Consider the following 14620-nt stretch of genomic DNA (forward strand, 5'->3'; position numbering starts at 1 on the left):
GGCGCGAGACCCTCAGAAATTGACCCCGACGCCGATGAAGGGAGCATGTCCGACACGGTCCGGCGCATTGTCGCGCACGTCCTGGTGGCGGAGATACCCAAGGCTCACTTCGTAGCGCCCGAACTCCCGTTCGAATCCGACGAAGGTACGCAAACCCGTCACGCCGGTCTGGCCGTCGGGGTCTGTGCTGCGCAACGTGACGAACAGCTCGGCATCTGCGGTGAGACTCCAGCTGTTGTCGGAATCGCCAAGCGGGATCGAGGCGCCGACCCGCTGTCGAACCCGCCATCCGGTTTGAGGATCGGTCGAGACGAACCGTTGTTCCGCGCGTGTCCGGAGATCGAACGGGCCCAGTTCATAGCCGACCTGCTGGAGTAGCCGGACCTCCCGCTGGTCCGGTCCGTTCCAGCGTTGCTCGATGCCTACGCCCCAGGAGTTGTCCCGGGCATCGTCGCGTTTGATCCAGCCACGGACGAAATAGGTATCGTTGCGCGGATCGTTGCGGAGCCGCTGTGCCGTTTCGAGCTCGATCGATGTCCGGTCACCCGCTGCCTTGCTGACGGAAGGGTTGAACCAGAACTCCATGTCCTCGTCACTCGCAAGGACAGGGGTCGCCAGCGCGAGAGCCGCGAACAACGCAGCCAAAGTCAGTCTTTTCATTGTCATCCATCGAGGAAGCGCCGCCGCGGGAGGGGGTCCCGCGGCGGGCAGGGTTTGCTGCGAGGCCCGCTTAACGGCCGGCTTCGGGCATCATCGATGAGTGCAGATGATCGATCTTCCAGTCGCCGCCTTCGTATCGATAGATGAACGAGTAGCGGGCGCGCACGTCAGTCTTGGCGCCCGTGGCTGCGTCAGTCAGGGTGACGGTCCAAGTGCCGAGCCGGGAAGCGGTCTGGCAGTCGATCTCGACCGTACTGGTCTCGATCCGACCGACCGGCTTGCTCCGCAGGAAGCTCACAAAATAGTCCCGGACCAGGGCTGGGGTCGTGCGCGGCGTATTGGAGACCGTTGCCAGCAGCACAGGTTCGTTCGTGAACAGCGCTGTGACGACATCCGGGTCGCCGGTTGCCCAGGCATCGTTGAACCTGGCGAACTGACTCTCAACCATCGCCTGGGTTACGACGGGGCAGGCGTGATTGTTGGGCGAGGCCTGGGCCAGCGCCGCGCCCGGGACCGCAGCGGCCAGCGCCGAAAGAAGCGCCAGGCGCACGGAAGACTTCTGGCCGGAACGGCCCTTGGACAGTGATGACATATTGGTTCCACCTCGAAAGGGCAGCGACCGTTCACGCATGAACCCTCGCCGCCGGTGCGGCCCGACATCACGATCGACGCGATCGTCAGCGGGGCCCGGGCCGCGCGCTTTTGGTGCCTAGGGTGCTGCCCCCTGTCAACAAGCTTGGCCGTTGGTGTGACAATAGGCGCAGACCTCGAAAGGCGTGCAGGTCGCCGCCCTGTCAGACGGGATGGGTCGGTTCGGGCTTGGGCGGGTCGGACCGGGTCGTGACGGCGGAATCCTCCGGCAACGGAATGAACTCCAGATCGTCCTCGTCGGGCAGCTTCATCCGACCCTGTTTCCAGTCTTCCTTGGCCTGATCCAGACGTGCCTGGGACGACGACACGAAGTTCCACCAGATCAACCGCTGGCCGACCGGTTCGCCGCCCAGGGCCATGACGGTCGCCTGGGTCAGGGACTTGACCGTCGGCTCGGCATCGGGCTCGAGCACGATCATCTGGCCCTCGTGAAAGGTGCGGTCTCCGATCTCGACCGATCCCCTGGCGACGTACAGCGCCCGTTCGGACATGCCCCCGGCGCCCTTGCCCGGAGGCGGCGCGGTGCGAACGCCCTCCTTCATCTCCCAGTGCACATAGAAGAGCGGCGACGAGGTCTTCACACTGGCCCTGGCGCCATAGGCCTCGCCCGCCACAAGACGGGCGAACAGACCGCCGTTCTCGTAAGCCGGCAGGGCGTCCTCGCCATAGTGCTGGAACGAGGGATCAGTCTCTTCCGCCTCGTCCGGCAGGGCGATCCAGGCCTGCATGCCGTTCATCGGGCCGCCCTGGGCCTTCTTCAACGGATCGGTGCGCTCGGAGTGGGTGATCCCCTTGCCAGCCGTCATCCAGTTGACCTCGCCCGGCCGGATGGCCTGGGTGTAGCCGAGGCTGTCGCGGTGCATGATCTCGCCCTCGAACAGATAGGTCAGGGTCGACAGGCCGATGTGCGGGTGAGGCCGGACGTTGATCGCATCCGCGCCGGGCGCGAACTCCGCCGGGCCCATGTGGTCCAGGAAGATGAAGGGTCCGACCATCCGGCGCGAATGGAAGGGCAGGATGCGCCCGACCTCGAACCCGCCGAGGTCCTTTCTGCGGGCGTCGATCACCATCTCGATCATGGTCGGGCTCCTGGCGTTTGGGCTGGCCTAGGCCAGATGAGGCGTGATGATGCCGAGCGGAAGGGTGGTCACATTCTTCACGCCGCGAGTGACGATATGGCTCTCGCAGTCCGAAACGATGCCGAGCGTCAGCAGTTTGTCGCGAAGGAATTTGTCGAAGGCGTGCATGTCGGAGGTGATGATCCGGAGCACATAGTCCTCGCGGCCCGTGATGGTCGCGCACTGGACCACCTCGGGCCAACCTGCGACGGCGGCCTCGAAGGTGTCGAGATTCTCCCGCGACGGCAGGCTGAGCTTGACGATGGCGTAGACCTCGAAGTCCAGACCGAGCAGGGCGGCGTCCAGCAGGGTCACCCGCTTGCGGATCAGGCCGGAATCTTCCAGTCTCTTGATCCGACGCCAGCACGGCGAGGCCGACAAACCCACGCGCTCGGCCACGTCCGCGACCGACAATCCAGCGTCCTGCTGCAGGATGTCGAGAATTCGAGCGTCGATGGGATCCAGTTCGTCCGCCAATGCGTTTCTCCATTTATCGTTATGACGCAATAAAATACCCTAAAACTGCTTGACGCAAGGCGAAAATAGGCGAGCCTTGATTTCGCGCCCATGCTATCCAGCCGCAAAGTAGTGCGGTCGGACAAACCGAACGGCAGGATGGAATGACCAGGAACACCAAGCCGCTCTCCCTGCGCGTGCCGGAGCCCTCGGGGCGGCCGGGCGATACGCCGGATTTCAGCCATCTCAAGCTCGACGTCGCCGGCGCCGTGGATCGCCCCGCGGTCGACGCGCGCCCCGTCCAGATGCTGGATCTGGCCTTCCGCCTGATCCGGGTGCTGGATGATGAAGGCAGGGCTGTGGGTCCGTGGAACCCGCGCCTCGATACCGAGACCCTGAAGAAGGGTCTGAAGGCGATGATCCTGACGCGCGCCTTCGACGACCGGATGCACAGGGCCCACCGCCAGGGCAAGACCAGCTTCTACATGAAGTGCACCGGCGAGGAGGCCATCGCGGTCGCCCAGGGCATGATCCTGTCCCGCGAGGACATGGGCTTCCCCACCTACCGCCAGCAGGGGCTCCTGATCGCGCGCGGCTATCCGCTCGTCGACATGATGAACCAGATCTATTCCAACGCCTCGGATCCGATCAAAGGCCGGCAGCTGCCGATCATGTATTCGGCGAAGGACTACGGCTTCTTCACCATCTCGGGCAACCTCGGCACCCAGGTGCCGCAGGCCGTCGGCTGGGCGATGGCCAGCGCCTACAAGGGCGACGACAAGATCGCCATCAGCTGGATCGGCGACGGCGCCACGGCGGAGGGCGACTTCCACAACGCCCTGACCTTCGCGGCCGTCTATCGCGCGCCGGTGATCCTGAACGTCGTCAACAACCAGTGGGCCATCTCGTCCTTCCAGGGGATCGCCGGCGGGATGGAGACGACCTTCGCCTCCAAGGCCATCGGCTATGGCCTGCCCGCCCTGCGCGTCGACGGCAACGACTTCCTCGCCGTCTGGGCCGCGACCCAGTGGGCCGAGGAGCGCGCCCGGTCGAACCAGGGCGCGACGGTCATCGAGCTGTTCACCTATCGCGGCGCGCCCCACTCGACCTCGGACGATCCGAGCCGCTATCGCCCCGGCGACGAGCACGAGAAATGGCCGCTGGGCGATCCGGTCGCGCGGCTGAAGCAGCATCTGATCGCGCTCGGCGAATGGTCGGACGAGGCCCAGGCGGAAGCCGAAGCCGAGGCCGTCGCCCAGGTCCGCGCCGCCGGCAAGGAGTCCGAGGCCATCGGCACGCTCGGCCAGTCGCGCCCCTCGGTGAAGACGATGTTCGAAGAGGTCTATGCGACCGAGGACTGGCGCCTGACCGAACAGCGCCGCGAAGTGGGAGTCTGATCCGATGAGCGAACAGACCTTCACCGACGCCGACCAGAATGACGGAATCGAGCCGGACATGGCGTCACCGGGCGCGGACGAACCCGCATCGATCGCGCCGGACACGGCCGCCATCGTGCCCATGAACATGATCCAGGCGCTGAACTCGGCCCTGCATGTGAAGATGGCCGAGGACCCCAACGTCCTGTCGTTCGGCGAGGACGCCGGCTATTTCGGCGGCGTCTTCCGCGTCACCGACCAGCTGCAGCAGAAGCACGGCCTGACCCGCAGCTTCGATACGCCGATCTCGGAATGCGGCCTCGTCGCCGCGGCCATCGGCATGGGCGCCTACGGCCTGCGTCCGGTCGTGGAGATCCAGTTCGCCGACTACATCTATCCGGCCTACGACCAGATCGTCAGTGAAGCGGCCAAGATGCGCTATCGCTCCGGCGGCCAGTTCACCTCGCCGATCACGATCCGCAGCCCCTATGGCGGCGGCATCTTCGGCGGCCAGACCCACTCCCAGTCGCCGGAAGCCCTGTTCACCCATATCGCGGGCCTCAAGGTCGTCATTCCGTCCAACCCCTATGACGCCAAGGGCCTGCTGACCGCGGCGATTGAGGACGACGACCCGGTCATCTTCTTCGAGCCCAAGCGGCTCTACAACGGCCCGTTCGACGGCTGGCACCAGAAGCCGGTGAGCCCGTGGAAGACCCAGGACCTGGCCCAGGTCCCGACCGGCAAATATGTCGAGCCGATCGGCAAGGCGCGGATCATGCGCGAGGGCAATGACGTCACCATCCTGGCCTATGGCACTATGGTCTGGGTCTCGCTGGCGGGCGCCGAACACGCGGGCGTGGACGCCGAGGTCATCGACCTGCGCTCGCTGGTGCCGCTCGACATCGAGACCATCGAGGCGTCGGTGAAGAAGACCGGCCGCTGTGTCATCGTGCACGAGGCGCCGAAAACATCCGGGTACGGAGGAGAACTGTCCGCCCTGGTCCAGGAACGCTGCTTCTATCACCTCGAGGCGCCCGTCACCCGCGTCTGCGGCTGGGACACGCCCTACCCTCACGCCTTCGAGTGGGAGTATTTCCCGGGGCCGGAACGGGTCGCCACCGCCCTGAAGTCCGTGATGATGGGAGGGCGCTGAGATGGGTCGTTTCGTCTTCAAACTGCCCGACGTGGGCGAAGGCACCGCCGAGGCCGAACTGGTCGGCTGGCACGTCGCCGTCGGCGATGTCGTCGCCGAGGACCAGATTCTGGCCGACATCATGACCGACAAGGCGACGGTCGAACTGACCTCGCCCGTGTCCGGCGTGGTCACGGCCCTGCATGGCGAACCCGGCGTCATGTCGCCCGTCGGCGGACCCCTGGTGGAGTTCGAGGTCGAGGGAGCCGGTAACGCCTCCGCCGAGGCGGAGCCTGCTCCGGTCGCAGAAGCGAAGCCCGAATTCGCGCCCGCCCTGGAAGCCCCCGAGGCCGAAGCGATCGTCGAGACCGCCCCGGTTGCCGCCGGCGGCAACTACGTCTTCAAACTGCCCGATGTGGGCGAAGGCACGGCCGAGGCCGAGCTGGTCGCCTGGCATGTCGCGGTCGGCGACACGGTCGAGGAAGACCAGCTGCTGGCCGAGGTCATGACCGACAAGGCCACTGTCGAGCTGACCTCGCCGGTCGCCGGTGTGGTCGCCGCCCTGCACGGCGAAGTCGGCAAGGCCTCGCCGGTCGGCGGGGCGCTCGTCAGCTTCGACGTCGAGGGGGCGGGCAATGTCGCCGCCGCGCCGAAGGCCGCCGTTCCCGTCGCCGCCCCGGCCGCGCCGAAACCGACTCCGGCCATCAAGGCCGAGACGCCGAAGCCCGTCCCTGTCGCCTCAGCCGCACCGGTCGCCCGCACCGCCCAGACCCCCGGCGTCCGTCCCCTCGCCTCGCCCGCCGTGCGCAAGCGGGCCCGCGAACTGGGTCTTGAACTGCAGTTCGTGCCCGGCTCCGGCCCGGCCGGACGCATCGAGCACGGCGACCTCGACGCCTTCGTCTCGGGCGGCGCCCGCGGTCCGTCCGAACACGGATCGGCGCCCGTCTCGACCTATGCCAGGGCTGAGGGCACGACCGAGGTCCGCATCATCGGCCTGCGTCGCAAGATCGCGGAGAAGATGGCCGAGAGCGTCCGGCGCATTCCCCACATCACCTATGTGGAGGAGATCGACGTCACGGCGCTGGAGGAGCTTCGCGCCCATCTGAACGCCCAGGCGAAGACCAGTGGCAAGGCCAAGCTCAACGTCCTGCCCTTCATCGCCCGCGCCATCGTGGTGGCCCTGCGCGACCAGCCACAGATCAACGCCACCTATGACGACGAGGCCGGGGTCCTGACGCAGCATGCCGCCGTGCATCTGGGCATCGCCGCACAGACGCCGAACGGCCTGATGGTCCCGGTCGTCCGCCACGCCGAATCGCTCGACCCCTACGCCACCGCCGCCGAGATCGCCCGCGTCTCCGGCGCGGCCAAGGACGGCTCGGCGAAGCGGGAAGAGCTGTCCGGCTCGACCATCACCATCACCTCGCTGGGGACCCTGGGCGGGGTGGTCCACACCCCGATCATCAACCACCCCGAGGTCGCCATCGTCGGCCCCAACAAGATCGAGGAACGGGTCGTGGTCCGGAACGGCCAGATGGTCGTGCGCAAGATGATGAACCTGTCGTCCAGCTTCGATCACCGCATCGTCGACGGCCACGACGCCGCCGTCTTCGTCCAGCGGATCAAGGGCCTGCTGGAGCATCCCGCCACGCTGTGGATGGGCTGAGGCGCAACGGGTGTCAGGGTTCGACAGAGAAAAGCTTTTGCCGTGGCGCTTCGCAGGGCGTTCACTGGCCTCTGATCCGCGAAAGGGACAGAGCATGAACCGTATCCTGACGACCTGCGTCGCCGCCGCCTCTGCATTCGTCGCCGCCCCGGCCCTGGCCTGCATGCCCATGCCCTCAAACGCCGGCTATGAGATTGCAGGCGCGCGCGCCGCGTTCGTGGGCCGCGTGACGGCTGTCGAACCCGGCGATCAGGCCGCATGCCTCGCCGCCGCCCGCGCCCGCGCCACTGAAGACCTGCCGTACGACCCAGGCGAACGCGGCTGCGAGGCGTTCGGGTTCGCCACGCTGGAACCCGCCTGGATCATCAAGGGCGAGGACGTCGTCACCGGGCCGTTCCGCGTCGCCTGGAACCAGACCGAGTTCTGCGCTGTCGGCTGGACGGCCGAAGTCGGCGCCCTGGCCGTCGCCATGGTCCCCGAGGACGCCTCCGCACTGCGCGACGGCGCAACGGCCGTGGTCGAGGGCGCACAGCAGGGGGACCTGCTGGTCGAGATTATACTGGAGCTGGTCCGCGAGGTGCAGCCCTGATGACCCCGAGTAACGGCGACGCATGACCCAGACCCTGAAGACCAAAGTCCTGATCATCGGCGCCGGCACCGGCGGCTATGTCGCGGGGATTCGCTGCGGCCAGCTGGGGCTCGACACCGTTCTGGTCGACGGCTCCGCAGGGCTGGGCGGGACCTGCCTGAACGTGGGCTGTATTCCGTCCAAGGCCATCATCCATGCGGCCTCCAAGTTCGAGACCGTGTCCAAGGCCGCCGGCGACGGGACCCTGGGCATCACGGCGTCGGATCCGGCGATCGACCTGTCCAGGACGGTCGCCTGGAAGGACGGAATCGTCCGCAAGCTGAACAACGGCGTCGCGGCCCTGCTGAAGAAGGCCAAGGTCAGGGTCATCAAGGGCTGGGCGACCTTCCAGGACGCCAAGACCTGCCGCGTCGAGACCGAGGACGGTCCGATCACGATCACGGCCGAACACGTGATCCTGGCGACGGGCTCGGAGCCGGTCGAACTGCCCTTCCTGCCGTTCGGCGGCGACGTCATCTCCTCGACCGAGGCCCTGTCGCTGGACGCCGTGCCAGAGAAGCTGGTCGTGGTCGGCGGCGGCTATATCGGGCTTGAGCTGGGCATCGCCTATCGCAAGCTGGGCGCCCGGGTCGCCATTGTCGAAATGGCCGACCGCATCCTGCCGCTCTACGACAAGGCCCTGACAGACCCGGTCATGAAGTGGCTGACCGACCACGGGGTCGAGATGCATCTCGGCGCCCGCGCGGGCGGCTTCGGGGACGGGAAACTGTCGATCACGACGAAGGACGGCGAGCCTCTGTCCCTGGACGCCGACAAGGTGCTGGTCACCGTCGGCCGCAAGCCTCGCACGTCCGGCTGGGGTCTGGAAAACATGGGCGTCGCCATGGCCGGGCCGTTCGTCAAGATCGACGACCGCTGCGCCACCTCGATGCGGAACGTCTGGGCCGTCGGCGACCTGACCGGCGAGCCCATGCTGGCCCACAAAGGTTCGGCCCAGGGCGAGGTCGTCGCCGAGATCATCGCCGGTCACGACCGCCGCTTCGATCCGGTGACTATCGCCGCCGTCTGTTTCACCGAACCGGAAATCGTCTCCGCGGGTCTCGGGCCGCTCGACGTCGAAGGCCGGGACGACGTGATCACCGCCGTCTTCCCGCTCGCCGCCATCGGCCGGGCCCTGGCCATTGAGGCCGGCGAGGACGGCGGCTTCGTGCGGGTGCTGGCGTCGAAAGACGACCACCGGCTGCTGGGCGTCCAGGCGGTCGGCCAGCACGTCGCCGAACTGTCCAACAGCTTCGCCCAGATGCTGGAGATGGGGGCGGTTCTTGAAGACGTCGCCGGGGTGATCCACGTCCACCCGACCCTCGGCGAGGCCTTCCACGAGGCGAGCCTGAGGGCGCTGGGACACGCCATCCATATCTGAACCCTCTCCCGGCGGGAGAGGGCTTGAGTGCCTGAGAGCCGTCAGGCGATCAGACTTGCGCGAAAGGGTGAGGGGTTGGCGCTAACCGGTGAGGGCACACCCCTCACCCTTTCGGCTAAGACGCATCGCTACGCTCTGCGAGCCTCAAGCCCTCTCCCACTGGGAGAGGGAAGCCTACTCCGCCGCCAACCGGACCAGTTTGCCGTCGTCTTCGTCGGTGATGACCCAGACTGCGCCGTCCGGACCTACGGCAACGTCGCGGATGCGCTGGCCGAGACCGGTCAGGAGGCGCTCCTCGCCGACCACCCGGTCGCCCTCCAGCACCAGCCGGGTCAGCGACTTGCCGCCGAGGCCGGCGATCAGCAGGTTGCCCTGCCAGCCGGGGAACATGGCGCCGGAATAGAAGGTCTGGCCGCCCGGGGCGATCACCGGATCCCAGTAGTAGACCGGCTGCTCCAGACCGGCCCGCGCGGTGATCCCCTCGTTGATCGGGGCGCCGCGATACTCGACGCCATAGGCGATGATCGGCCAGCCGTAGTTCTTGCCCGCTTCCGGCCGATTGAGTTCGTCGCCGCCGCGCGTGCCGTGTTCGATGGTCCAGACCGCGCCCGTGCCCGGCTGGACCGCGATGCCCTGGACGTTGCGGTGACCGAGGGACCAGATCTCGGGAAGGGCGCCCGCTTGGCCGACGAAGGGGTTGTCCTGCGGCACCGAGCCGTCGGCATTGATGCGGACGACCTTGCCCATATGGCTGTCGAGCTGCTGGGCCTGGGGCCGCATCGGGGCGTCGGAGCGCTCGCCCAGGGTGATGAACAGATGGCCCGCCGGGTCGAAGGCCAGGGTCGAGCCGAAATGCTTGTCGCCGTCGTAGATCGGCAGGGCGCGGAAGATGACCTGCACCTCGCCGACGCTGCGTCCGTCTGCCGACAGCACGCCGCGCGCGACCGAGGTCGCATTGCCGCCGTCGCGCGGCTCGGCATAGCTCCAGAAGATGGTGCGGTCACCGGCAAAGCCGGGGGACAGGGTCACATCCAGCAGTCCGCCCTGGCCGCGCGCGTCGACGGCGGGTAGGCCGGTGATCGGCTCGCCGACCTGACCGGCTGCCGAGATGATGCGCAGACGGCCCGGCCGCTCGGTCACCAGCCAGTCGCCGTCGGGCAGAAGCGCCATGCCCCACGGATGCTCGAGACCCGAGGCCACCACCGCGTGTCTCAGCGTCACCCCGGTCTGGACGCCCGGTGCCCGGGTCTGGCCGGCGAAGGCCGGGGTCTGGGTTGCGCCGTTGGCGGGCCGTGTCTCGACCGGTGCGCCCGGCGCTGCGGCCTGTCCGGTCTGGCCGTTGGCTCCGCAGGCGGACGCCAGCACGAGCAGGGACGAGGTGGCGGCGAGGACGATCGGGCGCATGGAAACTCCGGGACTGACAGGAGGGCGATCGCCCTGGAACGGCTTGAAAACTCCGCCGTTCCTGCCCTCGCTTCCACGTGACAGCAAGTCGCAGACGAGGCCGGTTGTTCAACTGACTTGAACCGGAGGGGCGGCGACGATATACGCACGCCTCCCGCGTCATCCGGTTGCGATCGACGACGGCCCATGGACTGGGCTGGGTAGCTCAGATGGTTAGAGCGGTGGATTCATAACCCACAGGTCGGCGGTTCGATCCCGCCTCCAGCCACCAGTCCATTTCCCCTATCGCCTGACCCTCAATTCGGCCGGCGCCGCGCGGATGCCGATCAGGCGCGCGCTTTCGATCAGGGCATCCAGGCGCTGGATCAGTTCGACCCCCGCCTCGGTCAGGTAGAGATGTCGGGACACCGCCTCACGCCCGTTCGACGCCATCAGGAGCCAGCCTCGCCCCGGGGCGCGGGCACCAGGTTCGTTCGCCTGCAGCAGGGACCGCGACGCCCGCGATGCGGTCGCATCGGTCGTCTCCATCAGCGCAGCCAGTTCCTTGATCCGTACGCCGGGATTCTCGGCGACATAGAGGAAGGCCAGCATCTCGGAGAGGGTGATGTCGGGCGCCAGCTTCTTCAGCAGCACGAGGCCGGCCAGAAGCGTGTTGCGGCGCCGACCGACCGGCTCAATCATCGACATAGGGGCTGACGACCAGGGCCGGGGTCGGGGGACGGCGGCCTGTGCGCGGCTTGCGACGCTGGAACGCCAGTTCGGCCAAGGGGTGGGCTTGCTTGAGGACGTCGAATTGGCCGCGAATGGCGTCGCGCGCCCGTTCCGCGTCATCGCCGTCGGAGGCGTCAATGTCGATGGTGATGGTGGCGCGAAGTCTGACGGGGGCGGCGGCCAGGCCTCTCGCACGGCGCGGGACCATCGGCTGTGAAGCGATTTCCGCGACCGGCCCGACATTGACAGCGCGCGCGGCCAGAACAGCCCAGCCGATACTGGCCTGGATCAAGGCCAGAAACTCGGCGCGAACGGGATGAACCATGCCTGCGTCTCCCTGCGGTCTCCGTTCCCATCGGCCCGGTCGAGCGGGACGAGCTTCTACAATGGCTCGTTTCGCCGCGCTCGTTAAGGGCCAGACCGGAATCCACACGCCGTCGTCAGGATCCAGCACAACGGACGCAACGCCGGGCAAGCGCCCGCGCAGCGGGACTTTCACGCAAACGCGCAACGCCGCGCTCAGCCCTTGCGCCGATGGGTCGCAGTCCCGGAGCGGTCCCCTGGGCCGGGCGGCCCCGGCGACGTGTTCGCGGCCTCCGTCGCGGATCGCATCGATCCGCCAATCCCTGTGGCATCGCGCCTTGCCGCAACTGATCGTGACGGACCGCGTTCACGGCAAAGGTTCAACGCCATTCGAGGGCTCCCCATGACCAACCGTATCCCGACCCTGCTGGTCGTCTCCGCCATCGCCGCCCTGTCTCTGGGCACGGCGGCCTGCACCGGGGCCGAGCAGGAAAAGACCGAAGCCCGTGCCGAGGTCGCCGCCGACCGGGCCGAGGTGACCGCCTCCGAAGCCGCCGACAAGGCCGGAACCGCGGCTGCGCAGGCGGGCGAGGTCATCGAGTCCGGCGCGATGAAGGCCGCCCAGGCCGTAGAGACCGGCGCGGGCCATGTCGCCGATCGTCTGGAAGCCAACCAGGCCGAAGCCGCTGCCGAGGGTCGCCCGGGCGCCGTCGACCCGACGACGGATCAGCGGGTCCCTGCGCCGGCGAACCAGGCTCAGTAGCAGGGCCTCGTCGCTCCATGCGTCGGTGCCTAGGACGCGGGCTCCGCCAGCACCGCGTCAATCAGCGCCCTCGCCTCGGGGCTCGACCAATCGGCCTCCCCGGCGAAGGCGGCGCGGATCCGGCCTTCACGGTCCAGCAGGATCGTCTGGGGCATCTTGCCCTTGCCCGGAAACTCGAACGGCAGTTGGAATTTCGGGTCGCCGTAGAAGGGCAGGGGCTCGTGCACGTCGATGAAGCTCCTGGCGTCGGCCACCGGGTCGGCGCCCGTGTCGACATTGATCGGCAGAACCATCAGGTCGCCGTCCGGATAGGCCGAGGCCAGGGCCGCGATCGTCGGCATCTCGGTGCGGCACGGCGCGCACCACATGGCCCACAGATTGACCAGCACGACCTTGCCCCGGAAATCGGCGAAGCGGACGTCGGCGCCTTCACGGGTCTGGAAGACATAATCGGGGGCGACGTCCAGGACGGCGGGTGTCTCCAGCGCGGCCAGCGGCCCGACAGCGAAGCGCGAAAGCTCGCTTTTCGCGCCTGCGTCGGTCACGGCGGCCATGTCGCCCTTGGCCTCGGGGCTGGAATGCCATAGCACCCCACCGATCACGATCGACACGACGATCATCGCCAGGACCACGGCCACGGCGATCAGCGCCCACCGTGTCCCGACCTTTTGCTTCCGGGGTTCGTCCATGAACGACCGTTCCAGTTCATCCGCACCGACCAAGACCGCGCCGACGCCCGAAGGTCAAGGCATGTGGGGCGGACGCTTTTCGTCGCGCCCGGCCGACATCATGCAGGCGATCAACGTCTCCATCGGCGTGGACCGGCGGCTGTGGGCGCAGGACCTGCGCGGATCGCGGGCCCATTGCCGCATGCTGATCGACCGGGGCATCGTCACGGCGGACGACGGTGCCGCCATCCTCGGCGGGCTCGACGCGATCCAGGCCGAGATCGAGGCCGGGACCTTCCCCTTCCGCGACGAATACGAGGACATCCACCTGAACGTGGAGGCCCGTCTGTCCGAGTTGATCGGTGAGCCCTCGGGCCGCCTGCATACGGCGCGGAGCCGCAACGACCAGGTCGCCGTCGACTTCCGCCTGTGGGTCCGCGACGCCTGCGACCGGTCGGTGGAACAGCTGCAGGCGCTGCAGCGTGCCCTGCTGGTCCGGGCGGAACAGCACGCCGGGGACCTGATGCCCGGCTTCACCCACCTGCAGACGGCCCAGCCGGTGACCCTGGGTCACCACCTGATGGCCTATGTCGAGATGGCCGGTCGCGACGCCGGCCGCTTCGCCGACGCCCGCGCGCGGATGAACGAAAGCCCTCTGGGCGCTGCGGCCCTGGCCGGTTCCCCCTTCCCCATCGACCGCCATGCGACGGCGGCCGCGCTCGGCTTCGACCGTCCGATGGCCAACAGCCTCGACGCCGTGTCAGACCGCGACTTCGCGCTGGAGACCCTGGCCGCCGCCTCGATCACGGCAGGGCATCTGTCCCGTCTGGCCGAGGAGATCGTGGTCTGGATGACGCCGATGTTCGGCTTCGTCACCCTGCCCGACGACCTGACCACGGGCTCGTCGATCATGCCGCAGAAGCGCAATCCCGATGCCGCCGAACTGGTCCGGGCCAAGACCGGCCGGATCCTGGGGTCGTTCGTGGCCCTGTCGACCGTGATGAAGGGCCTGCCGCTCGCCTATTCCAAGGACATGCAGGAGGACAAGCCGCCGGTGTTCGAGGCCATGGACGCGCTCGACCTGGCCCTGACCGCCATGACGGCCATGGTCGCCGCCTTCCGCCCGAACACGGACCGGATGGCCGAGGCGGCCGGCTGGGGCTTCTCGACCGCCACGGACCTGGCCGACTGGCTGGTGCGCGAGGCCGACCTGCCCTTCCGCCAGGCCCACCATGTGACCGGGGCGGCGGTGAAGCGCGCCGAACAGCTGGGCGTGGGTCTGGCGCAACTGCCGCTCGCCGAATTGCAGTCCCTGCATCCCGGCGTCACCGAAGCCGTTTACAAGGTGCTCACCCCTGAGGCTTCCTGCGCCAGCCGCCAGAGCTTCGGGGGAACCGCGCCGGAACAGGTCCGTGCGCGCATCGCCGAATGGAAGTCGCGTCTCGCGTGAAGGAAGTCGACATGAAAAAGCTGCTCGCCGCCGGCGCCCTCGCCCTGATCGCGCTCTCCGCCTCTGCCTGCGGGCGCATGGCCGACCTCGAGGCTCCGGCCCCGCGGGAGACCGAACGGGCCCCGCGCGACGCCCGCGCCTCGAACCTGCCGGACCCGGCCACGATCAACCGTCCGTCGAGCCAGATGCCGATCGACGGCGGCCCGTCCAACCCGATCGGCGGCACGGCCGCCGGTCGTGAGCCTCAATAAGC

General features: G+C 68.0%; 16 protein-coding genes and 1 tRNA gene. 9 read left to right on the plus strand and 8 right to left on the minus strand.

The window, feature by feature from the left end; genetic code table 11:
- Positions 1 to 12: 12 nt before the first annotated feature.
- The 4 genes from Q0044_RS07620 to Q0044_RS07635 all read right to left on the minus strand — a co-directional run bounded on the left by Q0044_RS07620 (position 13) and on the right by Q0044_RS07635 (position 2906).
- Complete coding sequence (locus tag Q0044_RS07620) at positions 13 to 585, minus strand: DUF2490 domain-containing protein (protein ID WP_298161262.1); 573 nt, start codon at positions 583 to 585, stop codon at positions 13 to 15.
- A gap of 145 nt (positions 586 to 730) precedes the next feature.
- A complete protein-coding gene (locus Q0044_RS07625; protein WP_298161264.1) occupies positions 731 to 1252 on the minus strand; it encodes an SgcJ/EcaC family oxidoreductase in 522 nt (173 codons plus the stop codon).
- A gap of 202 nt (positions 1253 to 1454) precedes the next feature.
- Positions 1455 to 2390 (minus strand): pirin family protein, encoded by a 936-nt coding sequence (locus Q0044_RS07630; protein ID WP_298161266.1) that lies wholly within the window; start codon positions 2388 to 2390, stop codon positions 1455 to 1457.
- Positions 2391 to 2417: 27 nt separating this feature from the next.
- Positions 2418 to 2906 carry an Lrp/AsnC family transcriptional regulator gene (locus Q0044_RS07635; protein WP_298161268.1) on the minus strand — a complete coding sequence of 163 codons (489 nt, stop codon included), beginning with the start codon at positions 2904 to 2906 and terminating at the stop codon, positions 2418 to 2420.
- A gap of 143 nt (positions 2907 to 3049) precedes the next feature.
- On the opposite strand from Q0044_RS07635, the gene Q0044_RS07640 reads away from it, so the two are divergent.
- The 5 genes from Q0044_RS07640 to lpdA all read left to right on the plus strand — a co-directional run bounded on the left by Q0044_RS07640 (position 3050) and on the right by lpdA (position 9068).
- Positions 3050 to 4282, plus strand: a complete 1233-nt coding sequence (locus Q0044_RS07640; RefSeq protein ID WP_298161269.1) for a 3-methyl-2-oxobutanoate dehydrogenase (2-methylpropanoyl-transferring) subunit alpha — start codon at positions 3050 to 3052, stop codon at positions 4280 to 4282.
- A 4-nt stretch (positions 4283 to 4286) separates the two neighbouring features.
- Positions 4287 to 5414 carry an alpha-ketoacid dehydrogenase subunit beta gene (locus Q0044_RS07645; RefSeq protein WP_298161271.1) on the plus strand — a complete coding sequence of 376 codons (1128 nt, stop codon included), beginning with the start codon at positions 4287 to 4289 and terminating at the stop codon, positions 5412 to 5414.
- Position 5415: 1 nt separating this feature from the next.
- Positions 5416 to 7059: a 2-oxo acid dehydrogenase subunit E2 gene (locus Q0044_RS07650; RefSeq protein ID WP_298161272.1), complete on the plus strand. Its 1644-nt coding sequence runs from the start codon at positions 5416 to 5418 to the stop codon at positions 7057 to 7059.
- A 94-nt stretch (positions 7060 to 7153) separates the two neighbouring features.
- Positions 7154 to 7648: a hypothetical protein gene (locus tag Q0044_RS07655; protein WP_298161274.1), complete on the plus strand. Its 495-nt coding sequence runs from the start codon at positions 7154 to 7156 to the stop codon at positions 7646 to 7648.
- Between the two features lie 22 nt (positions 7649 to 7670).
- Positions 7671 to 9068 (plus strand): dihydrolipoyl dehydrogenase, encoded by a 1398-nt coding sequence (gene lpdA, locus Q0044_RS07660; RefSeq protein WP_298161276.1) that lies wholly within the window; start codon positions 7671 to 7673, stop codon positions 9066 to 9068.
- A 174-nt stretch (positions 9069 to 9242) separates the two neighbouring features.
- Here the strand turns inward: lpdA and Q0044_RS07665 are convergent, their stop codons facing one another.
- Positions 9243 to 10472 (minus strand): PQQ-dependent sugar dehydrogenase, encoded by a 1230-nt coding sequence (locus Q0044_RS07665; protein ID WP_298161278.1) that lies wholly within the window; start codon positions 10470 to 10472, stop codon positions 9243 to 9245.
- 194 nt (positions 10473 to 10666) lie between these two features.
- On the opposite strand from Q0044_RS07665, the gene Q0044_RS07670 reads away from it, so the two are divergent.
- Positions 10667 to 10743, plus strand: a tRNA-Met gene (locus Q0044_RS07670).
- 11 nt (positions 10744 to 10754) lie between these two features.
- Here the strand turns inward: Q0044_RS07670 and Q0044_RS07675 are convergent.
- Positions 10755 to 11153 carry a helix-turn-helix domain-containing protein gene (locus Q0044_RS07675; RefSeq protein ID WP_298161280.1) on the minus strand — a complete coding sequence of 133 codons (399 nt, stop codon included), beginning with the start codon at positions 11151 to 11153 and terminating at the stop codon, positions 10755 to 10757.
- A complete protein-coding gene (locus Q0044_RS07680; protein ID WP_298161281.1) occupies positions 11146 to 11508 on the minus strand; it encodes a hypothetical protein in 363 nt (120 codons plus the stop codon). Before Q0044_RS07680 ends, Q0044_RS07675 begins: the two co-directional genes overlap by 8 nt.
- A 381-nt stretch (positions 11509 to 11889) precedes the next feature.
- On the opposite strand from Q0044_RS07680, the gene Q0044_RS07685 reads away from it, so the two are divergent.
- Positions 11890 to 12249, plus strand: coding sequence for a hypothetical protein (locus tag Q0044_RS07685; RefSeq protein WP_298161283.1), 360 nt, complete (start codon positions 11890 to 11892; stop codon positions 12247 to 12249).
- 29 nt (positions 12250 to 12278) lie between these two features.
- On the opposite strand, the gene Q0044_RS07690 is transcribed toward Q0044_RS07685, so the two are convergent.
- Positions 12279 to 12938, minus strand: coding sequence for a TlpA family protein disulfide reductase (locus Q0044_RS07690; protein ID WP_298161284.1), 660 nt, complete (start codon positions 12936 to 12938; stop codon positions 12279 to 12281).
- A gap of 61 nt (positions 12939 to 12999) precedes the next feature.
- On the opposite strand from Q0044_RS07690, the gene argH reads away from it, so the two are divergent.
- Together argH and Q0044_RS07700 are read left to right on the plus strand one after the other, a co-directional pair.
- Positions 13000 to 14367 (plus strand): argininosuccinate lyase, encoded by a 1368-nt coding sequence (argH, locus tag Q0044_RS07695; RefSeq protein ID WP_298161362.1) that lies wholly within the window; start codon positions 13000 to 13002, stop codon positions 14365 to 14367.
- 11 nt (positions 14368 to 14378) lie between these two features.
- Positions 14379 to 14618, plus strand: coding sequence for a hypothetical protein (locus Q0044_RS07700; RefSeq protein WP_298161286.1), 240 nt, complete (start codon positions 14379 to 14381; stop codon positions 14616 to 14618).
- Positions 14619 to 14620 lie beyond the last annotated feature (2 nt).

Origin of the sequence: Brevundimonas sp. (assembly GCF_027484365.1) — a bacterium.
In the GTDB taxonomy this organism is placed as follows: Bacteria; Pseudomonadota; Alphaproteobacteria; order Caulobacterales; family Caulobacteraceae; genus Brevundimonas.